Source organism: Flavobacterium sp. W22_SRS_FK3 (genome assembly GCF_052113665.1).
Classification (GTDB): Bacteria; Bacteroidota; Bacteroidia; order Flavobacteriales; family Flavobacteriaceae; genus Flavobacterium.
The window spans coordinates 134,648-152,375 of the sequence record NZ_JBGQOF010000002.1; the positions used below are offsets into that span (position 1 = coordinate 134,648).

At 33.3% G+C, this 17,728-nt stretch carries 10 protein-coding genes; all 10 read right to left on the reverse strand.

Going from position 1 to position 17,728, the window contains the following annotated elements; genetic code table 11:
* Positions 1–10: 10 nt before the first annotated feature.
* The gene (locus ACEN2I_RS02400) at positions 11–1,648 is read right to left on the reverse strand and encodes a sodium/sugar symporter (protein WP_441764525.1); all 1,638 of its coding nucleotides are present in this window, start codon (positions 1,646–1,648) and stop codon (positions 11–13) included.
* A gap of 67 nt (positions 1,649–1,715) precedes the next feature.
* On the reverse strand, positions 1,716–2,861 hold the full coding sequence (locus tag ACEN2I_RS02405; RefSeq protein ID WP_441764526.1) for an acyltransferase family protein: 1,146 nt from the start codon (positions 2,859–2,861) through the stop codon (positions 1,716–1,718).
* Between the two features lie 254 nt (positions 2,862–3,115).
* A complete protein-coding gene (locus tag ACEN2I_RS02410) occupies positions 3,116–6,259 on the reverse strand; it encodes a glycoside hydrolase family 2 TIM barrel-domain containing protein (protein WP_441764527.1) in 3,144 nt (1,047 codons plus the stop codon).
* A 53-nt stretch (positions 6,260–6,312) separates the two neighbouring features.
* Positions 6,313–7,185 (reverse strand): inositol oxygenase family protein, encoded by an 873-nt coding sequence (locus tag ACEN2I_RS02415; RefSeq protein WP_441764528.1) that lies wholly within the window; start codon positions 7,183–7,185, stop codon positions 6,313–6,315.
* Between the two features lie 199 nt (positions 7,186–7,384).
* Complete coding sequence (locus tag ACEN2I_RS02420) at positions 7,385–11,419, reverse strand: hybrid sensor histidine kinase/response regulator (protein ID WP_441764529.1); 4,035 nt, start codon at positions 11,417–11,419, stop codon at positions 7,385–7,387.
* Between the two features lie 52 nt (positions 11,420–11,471).
* On the reverse strand, positions 11,472–13,301 hold the full coding sequence (locus tag ACEN2I_RS02425; RefSeq protein WP_441764530.1) for a metallophosphoesterase family protein: 1,830 nt from the start codon (positions 13,299–13,301) through the stop codon (positions 11,472–11,474).
* 9 nt (positions 13,302–13,310) lie between these two features.
* On the reverse strand, positions 13,311–14,894 hold the full coding sequence (locus tag ACEN2I_RS02430) for a glycoside hydrolase family 28 protein (RefSeq protein ID WP_441764531.1): 1,584 nt from the start codon (positions 14,892–14,894) through the stop codon (positions 13,311–13,313).
* A 73-nt stretch (positions 14,895–14,967) separates the two neighbouring features.
* The gene (locus ACEN2I_RS02435; protein ID WP_441764532.1) at positions 14,968–15,819 is read right to left on the reverse strand and encodes a DUF4861 family protein; all 852 of its coding nucleotides are present in this window, start codon (positions 15,817–15,819) and stop codon (positions 14,968–14,970) included.
* An 81-nt stretch (positions 15,820–15,900) separates the two neighbouring features.
* Positions 15,901–16,977 carry a hypothetical protein gene (locus tag ACEN2I_RS02440; protein ID WP_441764533.1) on the reverse strand — a complete coding sequence of 359 codons (1,077 nt, stop codon included), beginning with the start codon at positions 16,975–16,977 and terminating at the stop codon, positions 15,901–15,903.
* Complete coding sequence (locus ACEN2I_RS02445) at positions 16,962–17,702, reverse strand: hypothetical protein (protein WP_441764534.1); 741 nt, start codon at positions 17,700–17,702, stop codon at positions 16,962–16,964. The genes ACEN2I_RS02440 and ACEN2I_RS02445 overlap by 16 nt, the downstream gene beginning before the upstream one ends.
* Positions 17,703–17,728: the final 26 nt, after the last annotated feature.

Below are 17,728 nucleotides of genomic sequence, written 5' to 3' on the forward strand. Positions count from 1 at the left end.
AATTAAAATGTTACCAGAAAACGGTATACAATGCTACCAATACACCACAAATAATAAAGGATCCAATTATAAACTCTGACGATACTTTGAACATAGATTTATCAACTTCGATTTTATGAGCATCAAGCTTTTCTTTCGATTCAGGTTTTAAAAGACTGATGGATACCATTAAAAATACTATGGTAAAGAAAGCAATTGTCATTCTGTCTAAAAAAGGATAATCAGGAAAAGCACCATTTGTCCACATAGGAAGGAATTTTAGTATAGCTGCAATTGGAACTGTTAGCAATGCACCTGCAAGTCCTGCTGTAGGTGTTGTCTTTTTCCAGAACATTCCCAATAAAAAGATAGCCAAAACTCCCGGTGAAAAGAAACCTACATATTCCTGTATGAACTGATATGCCTGATCTAATGATTTTAAAGAAGGTGCAACAATGGCAGCAATAAACATAGCAATTACGACACACCATCTTCCGGTACGCACTAATTTTTTTTCATTTGCCTCTCTATTAAAATATTTTTTATAAATATCCAATGAAAAAATAGTCGAAATACTATTAGCTTTTCCTGCCAATGAGGCCACAATTGCTGCTGTGAGGGCTGCGAGTGCCACTCCTTTTAATCCGGCAGGCAATAAATTCATCAAAGTTGGATATGCATGATCCGGTTTTAAAATCCCTGCAGCATCCACCATTTCTTGTTGAAACATTCCGTTTTGATGCATGACATACATGGCAATACCTGGTAAAACGGCAATAATAGGAACCAATAATTTTAAGAAAGCAGCAAACAAAATACCTTTTCTTGCGGTTTTTAGATCAGCACCCAACGCTCTTTGCACTATATATTGATTACATCCCCAATATGCCAGATTATTGATCAGCATACCTCCTACTAGCACCGACATTCCCGGTAATTCAGTATAGTGTGGGTTCGATTTGTCCAATATCATGTGCAAATGTCCCGGTGCTTCATCTGCTATAACAGAAAGTCCTTTCAGAATATCTTTCCCAAAACCAAACTGTTCTGATAATAAAGTTAACGACAAATAAGTAGTAACTAAACCTCCTAAAATCAATACAATAACCTGAAACATATCAGTATAACCGATTACTTTCATTCCGCCTAAAGTAACGATGATAGAGAACAAACTCAATCCGATAACACAAAACTGAAAACTAACAGGTGCAATCGATGAAATTGCCAAAGCCCCTAAATAAATAATTGATGTAAGATTTACAAATACATATATCAACAGCCAAATTATCGCCATTATGGTACTTACAGTTCCATTGTATCTTTTTGCCAAAAATTGCGGCATCGTAAATATCTTGTTTTTAAGATATACTGGCAGAATAAACATTGCTACTATAATTAAGGTAGCCGCTGACATCCATTCGTAAGAAGCAATAGCCAATCCGATTGCAAAACCAGAACCGCTCATCCCTATAAAATGCTCTGCCGAAATATTAGAGGCAATTAGGGATGCCCCAATGGCCCACCAGGTAAGGGAACCTTCTGCCAAAAAGTAATCATTAGAACTTGTAGTTGTATTTTTCTTGCTTCTGTAAATATACATTCCATAGGATGTAACGATCACAAAATAAATGAGAAAAACAATGTAATCTGCGGTTTGTAAAGTATTCATAATGAGGTTTTTTTTTGGTTGTTAGTTGGTGGTTGTTAGTTTTTGGATTTAATGCTACAGACTTTTTTTAGATTTTTAGAAACCATTTTTTCTTATACAGAAAATAAAGTAAAAGTAATTGCACAAACGTTACTGAAAGGGTTGTAAATACTGGCTGCCAAATAATAGGTGAGAATTTAATAAGTCCTCCAAACACAAAATCTGCAGTATATTTAAAGTTTACCATACCTTCAGAAGCCATATAAATCAGAATTGAGTTTGAACCAGTTAGTATCAGTGGAAACGCCCATTTATCAAAGCCTAAAACATCAATTATCAGATAGAAAAAAGTGAAAAACAAAATACTAAATCCACCTACGTAACACACAAAAGAGCTTGACCATAAACGTTTATTTATTGGGAAATCGTAATTCCAAAGCAGTCCTGTTCCTATCAAAATAATTGCTGAAATGAGTAATATTAATAGTTTTTTATGGGTTGGAAATGTAACAGAAGTTCTTATAAATGTTCCCAGAAACATTCCTAACAAAGCCGTTGCAACAGCTGGAATTGTCGAAAACAAACCTTCGGGATCATACACTTTGCTGTGTAATCTGCCGGGAAGAAACAAACGATCAATATAACCTTCTAATGAGCCTTCTTTGGTTAAAACACCCGCTCCAAAGCCTGGAACCGGTATTAATTTCATTGCTAAATAATAGCCAATCAAAATGCCTGCAAACCAAAATACTTGTTTTCTTAAATCAAAATTCAAATAGATAAGACCAGCAAAAAACCACGCAAGTCCAATACGACCCAATACACTGGCAAAGCGGGTTTGATCATAACCGTCAAATCGCAATAATCCGTTAACGATAAACCCTAATACCAATAAAATACAAGTCCTTTTTACCATGGACAGGTATATTTTTTTCTTCTCTTGTAATGGTAATTCCATTGGTGTACTGACACCTGCAGCATTCATTTTTTTCTCGAAAGAATATGGCATTGAAACTCCTGCAACAAATAAGAATATTGGAAAAATCATGTCGTAAAATGTAATGCCTTCCCATTCTGTATGATTTAATTGTGATGACATCCATACAAAAACAGGAATTGGTGCAGCTTTAGCCAGAGCGTGTACAATATGTTCTCCGCTCATGATCCAAAACATAACAAACCCTCTCAGAGCATCCAAAGAAATTAATCTTCCATTTGCGGTAGTTTTATTCATATTTTTTTACTTATTTAAAAGCATTTTTCATCTGATTGATTCCCCTTTAAGAGATCAACTTTGTTAGTTCTGTTTTTACGTATCTAATGATTTAAGTTGCTACTCTTCAAAAGAGCAGAAGCAAAATCTTAATTTGCTGATAGTTTTACAACCGTCACGTTCAAATAAATGAACGTGTGCGATTGTAATGAAAGCTGAAAAGTTAAAAGTTGAAATGAGGCAAAATTTTTCTGCTTTTAATTTTTATTCCCTTTCTAATCTATTGGTTTTATAACAAATCCGTAACTGTATTCATTTTGCATCAATTGATATTGTTCATGAGGCGGTGATCCCCAGCTGTTGTCACCTCCTAATCCGCGCTGGGTTAAGTCAACGCAAACCACCACTTCATTTCTGGGTGTAATATCACTCGAATGGATATTCTTTTTGGATATTCCTCCGTCAAAATCACTTGGATAATTATTCAGAGTACTTATTCCCAGAGACTGCAGTCCTTTTATTTCTAACCCTTTGCCAGCAGTATTTGAAAGTGTAAACCACCGAACGTCTGTTTTATATCCATTTTCCTGCGGTCGTGTATAAGGCACATATTGATCAGCTACTTTACTTTGATAAATTCCTTTTAAAGAAGATGTATTCCTGTCCGGATAGTTTTCCAAAGGTCCTCTACCATAATAATCCAGATTTTCATAATCATCATTTAGAACGAAAAGCATTCCAAAACGAGGCATTTCCGGTAATACACTATTTCCTTTTCTAAAAGAAGAAATAATCTCTAAAGCACCGCCAGTACTAAGCGAATATTTAATTGTGTAATCAGAGAAAACATCATTCAGCTTCAATTTTGAAACAATACATGTTTTTCCGTTTTCTTCCATTGCCCGAATATTTTCTATAGAAGTGTTTTTACCGGCCGTTTTCCATACATTAGATCTAATCTGCATTTTATTTCCAATATCATTATCAGTTGGCGCTCTCCAAAAATTTGGTTCCGGATATTGTTTAAAATATTCTTCTCCATTTAAACTGTAGTACGAGATCAATCCGGTTGTTTTGCTAATCTTAACGATAACCTTGGCTGAACTTAAAATAAATTCACCTTTTTCTTCCTGAATTGGCGAAGAATTTGCCAGTTCTGCTTTTGCAAAATAATCACCGCTTTCGATCACAAATTGTTCTCTGGCGATTTCAAAATTCTGAGGCAATAATTCAGAACCTGTTTTCGTATAAGCAAAAACATTCAATAAGTATTCTACTCCTTCCTTTGACTGTAATTTTGGTAAATTAATTTTAAACTGTTTTTTTGATTTCGGAATCAGAGCCACATCAATTGAACCCTCTTTTATACTTTTACCATTTTCTAAAATTTGATACCTGAAGTTGTACTGATTCAAATTTGTATATCCAAAATCATTTGTAATTTCAATGATTCCTTTTTTGATATCAGCTGCTTCAAAAAAAATGTCCTGATATACTTTTTTTACTTCAAAAGCTCCTGGGTGGGGAGTTCTATCTGGCCAAACCAAGCCGTTATGACAAAAATTTTCATCATTTATATAGTTATGGCTTCCCAAATCACCTCCATAAGCCCAATATTTACGCCCAGCTTCATCTTTTGTTTCAAACCCCTGATCTACCCAATCCCAGATAAATCCGCCCTGCATATTTTTACTGCTGCGAATAATATCCCAATATTCCTGAAAATTACCGTTGCTGTTTCCCATTGCGTGTGAGTACTCACACATGATATACGGGCGATTTACTTCTTTTCGTGCTGCATATTCTTTCATGTATGCAATTGTAGGATACATTGGGCATATGATATCGGTATTTTCATTTTCTTTTGCCTGCTCAAACTGTACCAAACGCGTACTGTCTCTCTTTTTTATCCATTTGTATGCATCATGAAAGACAGGCCCATTGGCACTTTCATTTCCTAATGACCAAATGATTACTGATGGTGCATTTTTATCCCTTTCTACCAAACTGTAAATTCTGTCCATGTGAGCCGCATGCCATTCCTGAAGATACCCAGGATTGGTTTTTGGATTCATATAAATAAGAGGCTGTCCCTCTACTCCCATTCCATGGCTTTCGATATTGGCTTCATCTACCAGGAACAAACCATACTTATTACAGAGTTTAACCCATAAAAGATTATTAGGATAATGACTGCAGCGAACCGAATTTATATTCAGTTGTTTCATCATCTTAATGTCTTTCATCATGGTTGCTTCATCCTGATAATGTCCTGTTACTGGATTATGTTCGTGAATATTGACACCATGAAACATTAATCTGACTCCGTTTACCAGTAATTGTCCTCCCTTTAATTCTACTTTTCTAAAACCGATTTGGGTTGAAACGGTTTCTATTATTGCTCCTTTTTCGTTTTTTAACGTGAGCAATAAAGTATATAAATTGGGTGATTCATTACTCCATAACTTCGGGTTAGCCACCTTTTGGAAAAAATTAACAGACTGAGTTTTATCTGCTTCAAAATTTACTTTTAATTCTTTGGTAAAAATAGTTGCCCCTGAAGCATTTACCAATTTCGCTTCTAAATTTTGATTGTTTATTGAAACAGTAGCCAGGTTTTTTAAACTCACATCTATATTCAAACTTCCATTTTTATAATTTGAATCTAAGTCCGGTTTTGCGAAAAAATCCGAAATCCGAATATCATTCGTGCTATACATATACACACTTCTGTCAATTCCTGAAAGTCTCCAGAAATCCTGATCTTCCAGATACGAACCATCACTCCATCTGTAAACTTCTACAGCCAGATTGTTTTTTCCGGGTTTTAGGTATTTAGAAATATTGAATTCAGCAGGACTTTTTGTGTTTTCTGTATATCCAACCTTTTCGCCATTCACCCAAATATACATAGCAGATGTTCCAGCTTCAAAATGAAGATAAACGTGTCTGTTTTTCCAGTTTTTAGGTAAAACAAAATCTTTTTTATATGATCCTACAGGATTATCCCAATGATTAATAAATGGGGGATTTCTTTCAAAAGGATATGTAATATTAGTATAAATTGGAATGCCATAACCGTTAAGTTCCCAATTTGAAGGAACCTGAAGTTCTTTCCAATTTGTTGTATTGTAATCAATTTTGTAAAAATCTTTTGGGCGTTGATCCGGTGTCGGGGACCACGAAAATTTCCATTTACCATTCAGGGAAAAATACCACGGTGAACTCGTATAATTATCGCTTATAGCTGATACTTCATCTGCGTAAGGCAAAAAAGCAGCTCTTGCCGGCTCACGATTAATTTGAAAAACTTCCGGGTTTTCCCAATCGTTTCTACTGTTTTTTTCTTGTCCTGAAACAATTATCCCGCAAATTGCAAACAGGCATAATAGAAGGATTTTGGATTTGGTTTTCTGCATTTTAATATAGTTAGATAGCTGCAAATTGAAGTACGTTCAAAAAAAGAAATTTATTAAAAGTTCAATTTTTCAGGTAAATATTTAGCCACTAATTCTTTATAATAAGGCAATAATGCTTTAACATCTGGCTTAACTGGTGCTTTTGTATATAAATCATAAGGATTAAATTTTCTCACCCAATCAAACATTTCTATGTCTTTTTCATTCATCAAATGTGCATAAGCATTCTCTTTGTGCTGCGAATAAAATGAATGATATCGAATCATATATAAAGCCGGATCCGGTAAATAGTCTCTCATAACCTGGTACAGATACTCGTCATGTCCCCAGCTCATTTTTACTTTGTCAAGACCACAATTTTCGGTGTAAATCCCCAATTTAGTATTAAATCTCTCATTTGTATAATCCGGATTTTCCTTGAAAAATTCAGGATAGACAATTTTATCCGAATAGGCACATCCAACAGGAAATGTATCTCCAACAACTGCCCATTGCGGTTCACCAAATAGGCATAAAATTTTTCCGAGATCGTGGATAAAACCGGTAAGTACAAACCAGTCCGGATGACCATCTGCTCTGATTGCTTCAGATGTCTGTAAAAGATGCTGTGTTTGGTCTAAGTCAATATCAGGATCGCTATCATCGACAAGTGTATTTAAAAAATCAACGGCTTCCCAAATTGACATTTGTTTTTTATTAAACTGCAAAAATTCCTGCTCCTTGCTGCATACAAAATCATAAGTTTGATAGGTATGATTTATTCTGTAAAATTCTTTAACCGTTTCTACTCTCTCTGAATCTACATAATTTCTAAACTCCTCTTTTTCTTTTACAGGCTCAGACGGATCCGGATAGCGTATTAACAAATCATCTTCCCATTCGTCTAAATTATGCAATGGGTTATCAGTGTCTATATGCTTTTTCATAAGATTTAAATTAAAAGTTACAAGACAAAAATAGCATTACAAATAGCAATCAAAATGGACTAATACATCAAAAACATGGATAGATTTTAATTTTTACATCATTTATTTAATAAATAATCCTGAAGTATGAATTCCAATAAAAAAAATACAAATTACAATTAATCAGCAAGTTGCAATTTGGATTTTATAAAATTGTAATTTAATTGATCAGCTTGCTTGGAGGAAAACCAAACTGCTTTTTAAAACACCTGCTGAAATATAAAGGATCATTAAAACCGACCATATTGGTCACTTCTGAAACATTGTATTTTTTAGTTTTTAGTAGTTCTGCTGATTTTTTCAAGCGTATGGTTCTGATAAATTCGTTTGGAGCCAAATCGGTTAATTCTTTAATTTTTCTGTACAATTTAGAAGAACTTACGCCCAGTTTATCACAAAGAAATTCTGTTGACAAGTCCTCTTCACTCAGGTTATCATTGATTAAATTCGTGATTTTTTCCATGAATTCTTCATCAATAGGCGAATGCGTCAAGAGGCTAATTTTACTTTCTACCTCACCAGAGAATTTCACTTTCAAATCTAATCTTGATTTTATGATGTTTTCGATAACCGTTTTTAATAACGAAGGTTCAAAAGGTTTAACCAGGTAACCATCTGCACCTGTTTCATATCCTTTAACCTTGTCAACATTTTCTCCAAGTGCTGTTAGGAGTACAACAGGTATATGGCTGATAAATTCATCATTTTTTAATTCTTTACAAAACTCCAGTCCATCCATAACCGGCATCATCACATCTGCAACACATAAGATGGGTTTTATTTGCCGACAAATTTTAAGTCCTTCCTCTCCATTTTCAGCGTCATAAACTTTGTAATAATCTGAAAGAAAATCGAACAAATATTTCCTAAGTTCAGTATTGTCCTCAATAACTAGTATTTTTTGTTTTAGCTCTGTATTCTGGATCGTTTTTTTAGCTGCTTTTTCAGGAATCAGCATGCTTAAGTTGTCATTTTTTAAAGCATATTCAAAAACTTCTTTACTTTCATAAGAAATACGGTCTATTGGAATTTCAACTCTAAATGTGCTTCCTTTAGCCAAATCACTTTCTACAGTTATTGATCCCTTGTGAATAGCTACTAATGATTTCACTAATGACAGACCAATACCTGACCCTGTGTTATGTGCTTTACTATTGGTAGCCTGATAAAATCGCTTAAAGATTTTTTCCTGGCTCTTCAAAGGAATTCCAATTCCGTCATCTGTGACTTCAATAATTAATATTTCTTCAGTAGCGTTTTTAAGTCTTATAAATAAATCTACATTGCCATATTTGTTAGTAAATTTCAATGCATTAGATAAGAGGTTATAAAGAATTTTATCATATTTATCATTGTCTACCCAACCCGTAATATGTTCATTTTCAACAATAAAATTTAATTTAATTTTCTTGTTGTACGCCATTTCCTTAAAGGAATCGAAGATGTTTTTAGAATAAGTCAGAATGTCTGTTTTTGAAACTTTAAGTTTTAATTCACCTGACTGTGCTTTTCTAAAATCGAGTACCTGATTAACTAAATTCAAAAGCCTGCTGGCATTTTGATAAATAAGGTTATACCTGCTTTTTTCATAATCAGAGGCATTATTATTATCATCTAATAATTGTTTTGCCGGACCCAAAATAAGCGTTAAAGGTGTTCTTAGCTCATGGGATATATTCGTGAAAAATCGAAGTTTTTCATTATTTAATTTAATATCATGTTCCCTGTTTACTTTTTCAGTAAGTAATTCCTGTTTTAAGCGGATACGATTTTTAATTTCTCTTCTTATAAAATAAAAAACAGAAACAAGTAGTAGAAAAAATAATAGAAACGATAGCGGCGTTAACCAAAAAGGCGGAAGTATTTTTATTTGATAAGAAACCACCTTACTCCAATGCCCATCACTGTTGCTCGATTTTATTTTGAATACATAATTTCCCGGAAAAAGATTGGTATACTGAACAGTTCTTGAATTACTGTTTGCTGTGATCCAATTTTTGTCAAATCCTTCCAGCATATATTGAAACTTATTCAGTTTTTCGTTTGCAAATGACGGAGTAGAAAACTGTAGTGAAAAATTTCTGTTTTTATAGTTTAGTTCTACCTCTTTTCCATAGTTCAGATCCTTTGAAAGTGGAATATCTCCGTTAATTTCCATTTCGGGAAAAACTTCTTCGTTCTGAATTTTAAATTCGGAAATAACCGGTTCTGGCGACCAATTATTTCTTTTCATTGTTTGTGGAGAAAAAGAAATAATACCATTTTTACCGCCTAAATAAATATTGGAATTATTAAAATTGAAAAAACCGCTTGAACTAAAAACATCCAGTCTGTTACCACTGTTTACATGGTAAATATTAATATCCTTTAAATCAGACTTCACCCATGCAATACTGTTGTTATTGATATTTAGCCACAAATTTCCCTTTGCGTCTGATAACATATCAGTAATCCATGTACCAGAGATTTCTTTAAAGTTTTTTATTGTTGAAAAAGTATTTTTTTTAGGATTGTACAAGCATAATCCAAAACGGGTCGAGGCCCATACTTTACCTTTTTTATCAATCATGATATCACTAACATTGTCCTCATTAGAAATCCCATTTTCTTTTTTAGAAAGTGATTTGTATGTTTCTATTTTACCGGAAGCCGGATTATATTTTACAACACCCGTTTCTGTAGCAAACCAAACATTTTTCTGAAGATCTATTTCTATAGCATTTATCTGAAATCCGGGTAATAATTTTCCTTGAGAAGCTTGAACTTCTAACGTTTTTGTATTTAATATAACAGCTCCTTCTCCAAATGAACCTATCATCATTGACTGATCTCCAATTTTATTAAAAGCAAACACAGGTGACGTTTCAAAACCTACAACAATTTCTTTTGAGGTATTAGTATTGTAGTCATAAACCAATAATCTGCCATCCCAAAGACCACAATAAAAAGTTTTCCCATCAACTGAATAAATACTGGCTATATCCTTTCCTTTGTTGTATAATGGAACAAATCCTTTTGCGCTGGAAATAAAAAGACCATTATGATTGGTAGCAACAATTACTTTTCCGTCGTTAGTTTCAGAAAAACCTCTTATTCTGGGAGCCTGATTTCCTATGTAACGTGAAATATCTTTATTGAGTGTAAATTGATTTTCGTAAGGATCATATTTATCAAGTCCGTCCTCTGTACCTATCCATAACACTCCAGAAGCATCAAAGTATAGTGCCGAAACCAAGTTGTCAACTAGAGAAGTATTATCTGATAATACCGAATAATACCATTTATAATTCCCTTTTTGAATATTTTCTAATTGATCACAAACCAGCAAGCCTCCTAAAGTTCCTACCCAATATTTGCCATCAGGAGCCTGGGCAACGGATAAAAAATAGGGGCCTAAATTACCTCTGATTTCTTTGTTTTCAATATATAAATTTACAAATTGATCATTTTTTTTATCTAATTTATAAAGTCCTCTTCGAGTTCCGACAAAAATATCAGCTTTGAAATCTTCATAAATAAAATTTATATAAGGGTTTTTTTCATTAGAATAAGGAACAGAGAGTGTATAAGTATTCATTTTTACGATTGTTCCTTTATTGTCTAAGGTTATTTTCGCAACAGATCCTTTATCATAGCTTCCTACCCATATATTTCCTTTTTTGTCTTCAAAAATTTCCTTTACATAATCAAAACCTTTAATCGGAATCTTTTCGAATCTGTTTTCCTTTAAAAAAAGCATATAGACTCCCTGATTCTTGGTTCCTACCCAAACCCTTTTGAATTTATCAACATATACCGATCTGATTTCTCCTTCGGGCAAACTGTTAGGGTCATTCTTTTTAGGCAAAAAAGTCACAAAAACATGCGTATCCATTTTAAAGAGTGTCAGACCTTTTCTGGTTCCGATCCATAAATGGTTTGATGCTTCGTCCAATTCTAATGCTGTGATATCGTCATTATACAGTTTATTATTACCAGGAGACGAACTCATGTAATTTCTGAACTGATACCCGTCAAAGCGATTCAGTCCAAAAAAAGTTCCAAACCACAAAAAGCCTTTTTTATCCTGTACAATATGCCTAACCGAATTATGAGACAAACCATTGTTGTCGTTATAATGGGTAAATTTTATATTCTGAGATTGAGAATAATAAAAAGTCATTAAGCATAATAATATAAAAGGATTCAGTTTCATAAAATAGATTATATAAGCAGTTTACAGTCTTGAACATCTAAATTTAAGCTTTTTAAAGAATTATTCGCTCAATCTGTTTTGTTTTTAAGTTGATTTTAAAATGATCTGAAGGTTCACCGTTCATCATTTTCAGAAATATTTTCGACCATAAAACCAACTTTTCATCTTTTGATTTTTCTAATTGTTCACAGACAATTTTATACTGTTTCAGTCTTTTTAAACCTATTTCCGGAATAGCCAACTCATCTGCATTTTTTAACCTGTAGAAATCAAATATCATATCAAAACCTGTCCAGGATTCAAAATCTCGCTTGGTAAATGAATGATTTGAAATAATTTCATCAACCTCTGTATTATTTTTGTTTATATACGATAAATCATTACCGGAGAGTTTTAAAAACGATGAAGAAAAAGCAACAGAAAAATCTTCAGGTAAAAAACGAAGCCTAACTAATTCCTTTAAATGCCATTTTGTAAACTCTTCATAATCTTTAGCTTTCAATATTTTTTTATTCCAAATATCAGGTTTTTTTATACTTTCCAGATGAGCATATTCTTCGTTATAAAAAGGAAATAAACTATTGAATTTAGCAACCCTGTTAACTACCACAGTTTCTACTTCAATCGCTTCATTTGAATGAATAGTCAGAATTTTATAAGCCGGCAAATAAGCTGCTAAGGAAGGTGTCTGAATGTTAAATAATGTATTGCCTTTTTCAGTTGTTCGCACTCCTGTATCATTGATATGCATATGTCCGCCAAAGTGAATCTGAATACCTGCATCTGCAAATATTTGAGCCACTTCTTCATTAGGAACTCTTGACAATTGCATTTTATCTGCACCAAACAGTAATTTAAGTTCGGGTGAAGCATCATCATTAAAATCAATCATTGGATAATGACTAAAGGCGATTAAGGTTTTTCCTTTTTCTTTTGCTTCCGCCGAAACCTTTTTGATCCAGTCAATTAAATGTTTTTTATAAATAATCACATTGTTATAGCCTATGCTAGCTCCCGAAAAATCATGAGGATCATTTGGCAGACCTGATAATCTTTGATTCGGCACATACGCATTTGCATCTATAGCTAAAAGCCAGATTCCTTTAATTGGCTCAACCAGGTAACTGGCATCAGGAAGCAATAAATTGGTGTTTTTAACAGCGTAGGTTCTTTTGTTTAAAACAGATTCTGCTAAAGCTTTTTCAAAATTGTAATTTTCATAATTATAATCTGAAAAAGGGGTTTCCCAATACAAATAACTCTTCTTTGGATAAAATCCAAAATGAGTCATTTCATTCAGTGTTTCTTTATATCCCCAATTTTTAATATCAGCTGTAATAATGGGTTCTAATTGATTTTCCTTCAGTTTTAAATTGGTTTTAGAACTGCTTATAATCTGTTCTTTTCCTTGTTTACCTAAAAAATCGGTTTTAAAGGCTTCTTGTGCAAAAGGTTTTACAGCATCATGATTTCCTGTGGTTACGAAAAATGACATGCCTTTTTCTTTTGAATATTTGTCCAATATTTTTCTCAATCCACGAACATGAATAGGTTGCCCGTCATCACTAAAATCTCCCGGAAGTACAACTTGTTTAATTCCTCTTTTTACAATATCATTTAAAGCTTCTAAAAAAGCAAAATAGTTTTCATTAAAAATTCTGGTAGAATGCAATTGTGAACTCATCGTTCTAATATTGGCATATTCACCCGTTATTGGATTTTTAATTCCCTTGTAATTATTATCTTCAAATTTTGGAAAAATATCCTGTAAATGAACATCGGCTATAAATGCAATTTTTACAGCAGTATTTTTTTCTGTCTGTTGAGATTTACAGCCACTTAAGGAAAATAATAGTAATATGAAAACCGATATTCTTAACATAAATTTATTTTACTGCTGAATTTCCATTATTTTTTCTACTAATTGCTTCTCAATATTTGATGAAATAACGTTCTTAAAAATAACTTGTTTCTGTTTTTCGTTCGGTAGATCTATAGCTTCCATTTTTAAGTTTTGAACATCGTCAAATACAAAAGCGGGTCTAAAATCCGAATCGTCTAATGTCAGTTTAATATTTTTCATGCTTATCCCATTGGCGTGTCTCACATAAAGTCCATAGGCAGGTAATTCTCCAAACATAGAAAATTCAGGATAATCTTTGATTGCTTCAGGGACTTGATTCAATCTGTTTAACGGAATGTAAGCCATGCCTTTTGTGGCTCTTCCAGGATAATTTATTTCAATATTTTCTAAAGTTACATTTTCAATAGCATAACCTTCCAAACCTACTATTGAAGAAGGAAATGGGTTATGAAAAAAATCAACTTCTGGTCCTCTTAAATCATAATTGCTATCGGGACGGCCAAATGGAACTTTCACTTTTATGTTCTTTAGGTGAACATTTTTTATGCTTCCGGGTTTTTCGCCGCTTCGTTGCCCAATTCGAATAAAAATAGCATTCCCTGTATTTACGGCTTGTATGTTTGAAACCTCAATATTTTCTATAATACCTCCATCTACAGATTCTATAGCAATCGCAGAACGGAATGTATCATAAACTTTAATGTCCCTGATCGTAACATTTTTAAATCCCCCAACAGAAGCAGTTCCAAATTTTATTGCACTTGCACTGGATCGGATCGTACAATTGGCAATATAAATACTATCATTATAACATCCCGGATAATAGGATTTTAAGCAAATTCCATCGTCTGCAGCATTTATATTGCAGTTTGTTACCCTGACATCTTTGCAATCCGTAATGTCAATTCCGTCGTTGTTCCAATAAGAACGATTAACTATGGTAAGACTATCGAGTGTAAGCTTACTGCATAATTCGAAAGACAATCCCCAACAAGAAGCTTCTCCGGCCTTAAGTCCTTCAATTAAAACGTTATCACATTGAGAAAACCGAAATAATTTTGGTCTCATGGTTTCGTTTGGCCTGTTTCTGCGAAGACTGTATTTGGGATCTATAGCAATTCCTGCATGATGCAAGCTGTCGATATTTAAAGCCAGTTTTAATCCCTGACCATCGATTGTTCCTTTTCCTTTGAGGGTGATGTTATTTGCTTTATGTGCTAAAATTAAAGCCATTTGGGAGTTGTCATCGTTTTTTGGAGAAACAGGTCTTCCTTCAAAATCCATATTGAAGTAATCTTTAGGATTTGTGCTTCCTAATAAAACTGATTCTTCTTCAAAATATAAAGTTACATTGCTTTTTAAAACAATACTACCAGATAAAAATCTGCCTTTTGGAAAAACGACACAGCCTCCCTTATTTTTAAAAGCAGCGTCAATTGCTTTTTGGATAGTTGTTGTATTCAGAGTTCTTCCATCCCCTTTGGAACCATATTCTGTAATTAGAAATTCCTTGTGAGATTGGGTTGTTTTTTGTGCAGCGCATTCATAACCAATTAAGAACAGGTTAATCAATAAGGCAATAAAAAACAGTTTTAGTTTAATTTTTGACATTTTATTTTATTTTAAAATCAGCAACGCCTATCAAACTAAAACTGCTCTTATTGGGGATGAATTTCCGATAATCTTACTTTTTGATGTAAGCTTCTAATTTATCCAAAGTATTTAGTTCCTGCTCTCTTGCGCATGAAGATATAATCTTTGTTTCTAATTTTTTAGTTGGTTTTGATATTAACAAATATTGTGTTCCATCGTCGTCATTTTTAACATAATCTTTAGGATTATACATGATAGCTGCACCCACTTCAATGATTTCAGCAGCAACATCTTCAGGGTGTTTTCCCCATACAGCGATATAGTTAGCTCCTTTTTTAGTTTCAAACTCTTTAAAATAATTGATTCCGGTTACAAATTGTACTTTTTCACCAGTTAGACTGAAAGCTTCAACTTTTGCTTCTCTTTTTCCAGAAAATACAGTTACACGAACTAAAATATCTACTTTTTTTCCTTTGTAAGGCACTCCTCTTGAAATCATTTCCATCCATGAAGTTGTTTCTGTCTTTCCAACACGGGCCAAACGATTCGTAACCGGGTTCAACGGAACAACTTTTTCTCCGTCCCAAAGTTTTACTCCTCCTAAACCCACTGTTGATGCAACTTTATAATAATCAGCTCCCCATCCTTCTTTTTGCTGTTCCGGAGTTGGATACCATTGTGCTTTTTTTAACTCTAAACCTGCTTTCGCTTTATTATAAACGTCGATGGCCACTTTATCACTAAAATAAATTCTCAAAGCCATCCATTCATTTTCAATCGCAGGCCCGTGATGCCCAATTGTTTTGTATAAATCTCCTGATTCTGAACCAATATCAGTCAAATAAGTAATTTTATCAGACTTCATATACAAACTCGTGTCAGTATTATTTTGTGCAAAACAAGTACAACCAATCAGCAGAGCGGTAATAAGTGATAATTTCATAATTTCAATTATTTATAGATTAATTTAATTTTCGTAAAAATAAAATAACCTTTCCATAATACACTAACATTTTTTATAATATTAAGAAATTGTCATTGTATGTCTAAATGGCGTATATCCTGTAATATAAACATGTTCTCCAATGGTACGCAAACTTCCATGATGATACGTATACTCTTCACTATCTAGATTTTCTATGTTTAAATGTTCACATTTCCCGGGGCCAAATAGTATTGTATCGGTATCGGTTCCCTCAGAAATTTCTCCTGTCCCTGATTTTAGAAAATAATTATTTTTTTTAACCAATGTTGCTCCGGTTATGTTGCTTCCTTCCTTAAAACACATTTCGATAGTTACTTCAACATTTGGAGGACCATCCACTTTAAAATCCAAACTTAGCGCTCCCTTATTTTCTGTAATTTCAATTACCGTAACTTGTTTTTTTACATTGCTTTTTGTTCTGGAATCAAATTCCATTTTATTCCAGAATCTTCCATCCTGCGATTCAGATAACTTGTAATTTCCATCAGCTTTACGATATTCTTCGGCAAGAGGCTGGTAATAATCAGCTTCTTTGGTTTCTTTCAAAATGTATCTATTTCCTTCTTTCACTATTCCGTCACTGCTAAAATATCCCATTCTGAAAAACGAAGTCGAAAGTCGCATATATTGTAATATGGCATCTCCTTTTCGATACATTAAAAAATTTGGATTTGAAGATCTTCCGGAAACAATCATTATTGGTTTGTCATTACCGCCAAAGAGTGTTGCAGAAATTTTTCCGTTTCTGATTCTGGCTAAACTTGAGATTGCAAAATACTTTTCAAAATCATTTGCAACTTTTCCATCAGTCTTAATTTGTTTTTGAAGTTCCTCATTTTCCATAAAAAATGCCAGGGAATTTGATAAAATATCAGTGGTAAATTCGGGAAGATTTTCAATTGTATCAACCATATATTTAAACATTGGATTTCCAGTACGGATTGCCATATATCGATAAGGCAAATAAAAGTTGGTCACTTTTAAATTCATAAACTGATCCTGTCTTTTGGAATCTACTGTAACCAAATCACCATTGGTTTCTGTATAATAAAAATAAGTCGTCAGGTTTTTATTTACGATATCTAATAACTTAGGTCTGTTTAAGAGCCTTGCCATTGTATTAGGGCTTTATCAATAACAGCAGAGTAAATTCCGCTTCGTTCTGAATAATGTCCGTCAGCATTCATATAAATCCCTTCGGCAAGCCATTCATCAATTCTTCGAACATATCTGGCATCAGGGTACAAAGAATTAATGTTTGCCAAAGCAGCACAGACAACCCATCTGTGATTTGGCGTATGAACACCTCCTGTTATCATCGCTTCGCCTGCATTCAGAATAAATTTTTTCAGTTTATTTTTTAACGGAACTAAATCATTTTGGTTATTACTTTTTAGTAAAGCAGCAGCAGGGCAAATATATTCTAAAACAAAGGCAGTGTCAGGAGGAGATTGCCTGTTGCCGCCTGCATCTAAAGTTCCATCATCATATTGTTCTTTTAATAAAATATTAATTGACTCATTGAGAGTTTCAGTAAGAACTTTTGACTTAAAATATTCTGATTCAGAATTGCAAAATGAAGCTGTCATTGCGGTTATTGAACCTGCAACACCCCTGAAACTGCTTAGTTTAATAATTGGATCAAGCGGTTCTTTATTCAATATGCTTTTAACTTTGGCATCATTATTCAAAATCAGCTTTTTCATTAATTCCATATCTTCTTTCGTTTTGCTGTTACTTGATAAATTATCATTAGCGAAAACCAAATCACTAACGAATATTCCCGCCAATGTCAGACCTGATAACCTAATAAATTCTCCACGGCTCATTTGTTTTTCCATATGGATATTTTTACTGATTCAACAAT

Excerpts from the sequence above, each read along its gene's own strand:
- ACEN2I_RS02415 (WP_441764528.1), bottom strand. The coding sequence starts at position 7,185 with ATGAAAAAGCATATAGACACTGATAACCCATTGCATAATTTAGACGAA.
- ACEN2I_RS02400 (WP_441764525.1), bottom strand. The coding sequence starts at position 1,648 with ATGAATACTTTACAAACCGCAGATTACATTGTTTTTCTCATTTATTTT.
- ACEN2I_RS02440 (WP_441764533.1), bottom strand. The coding sequence starts at position 16,977 with ATGGCAAGGCTCTTAAACAGACCTAAGTTATTAGATATCGTAAATAAA.
- ACEN2I_RS02435 (WP_441764532.1), bottom strand. The coding sequence starts at position 15,819 with ATGAAATTATCACTTATTACCGCTCTGCTGATTGGTTGTACTTGTTTT.
- ACEN2I_RS02430 (WP_441764531.1), bottom strand. The coding sequence starts at position 14,894 with ATGTCAAAAATTAAACTAAAACTGTTTTTTATTGCCTTATTGATTAAC.
- ACEN2I_RS02420 (WP_441764529.1), bottom strand. The coding sequence starts at position 11,419 with ATGAAACTGAATCCTTTTATATTATTATGCTTAATGACTTTTTATTAT.
- ACEN2I_RS02425 (WP_441764530.1), bottom strand. The coding sequence starts at position 13,301 with ATGTTAAGAATATCGGTTTTCATATTACTATTATTTTCCTTAAGTGGC.
- ACEN2I_RS02405 (WP_441764526.1), bottom strand. The coding sequence starts at position 2,861 with ATGAATAAAACTACCGCAAATGGAAGATTAATTTCTTTGGATGCTCTG.
- ACEN2I_RS02445 (WP_441764534.1), bottom strand. The coding sequence starts at position 17,702 with ATGGAAAAACAAATGAGCCGTGGAGAATTTATTAGGTTATCAGGTCTG.
- ACEN2I_RS02410 (WP_441764527.1), bottom strand. The coding sequence starts at position 6,259 with ATGCAGAAAACCAAATCCAAAATCCTTCTATTATGCCTGTTTGCAATT.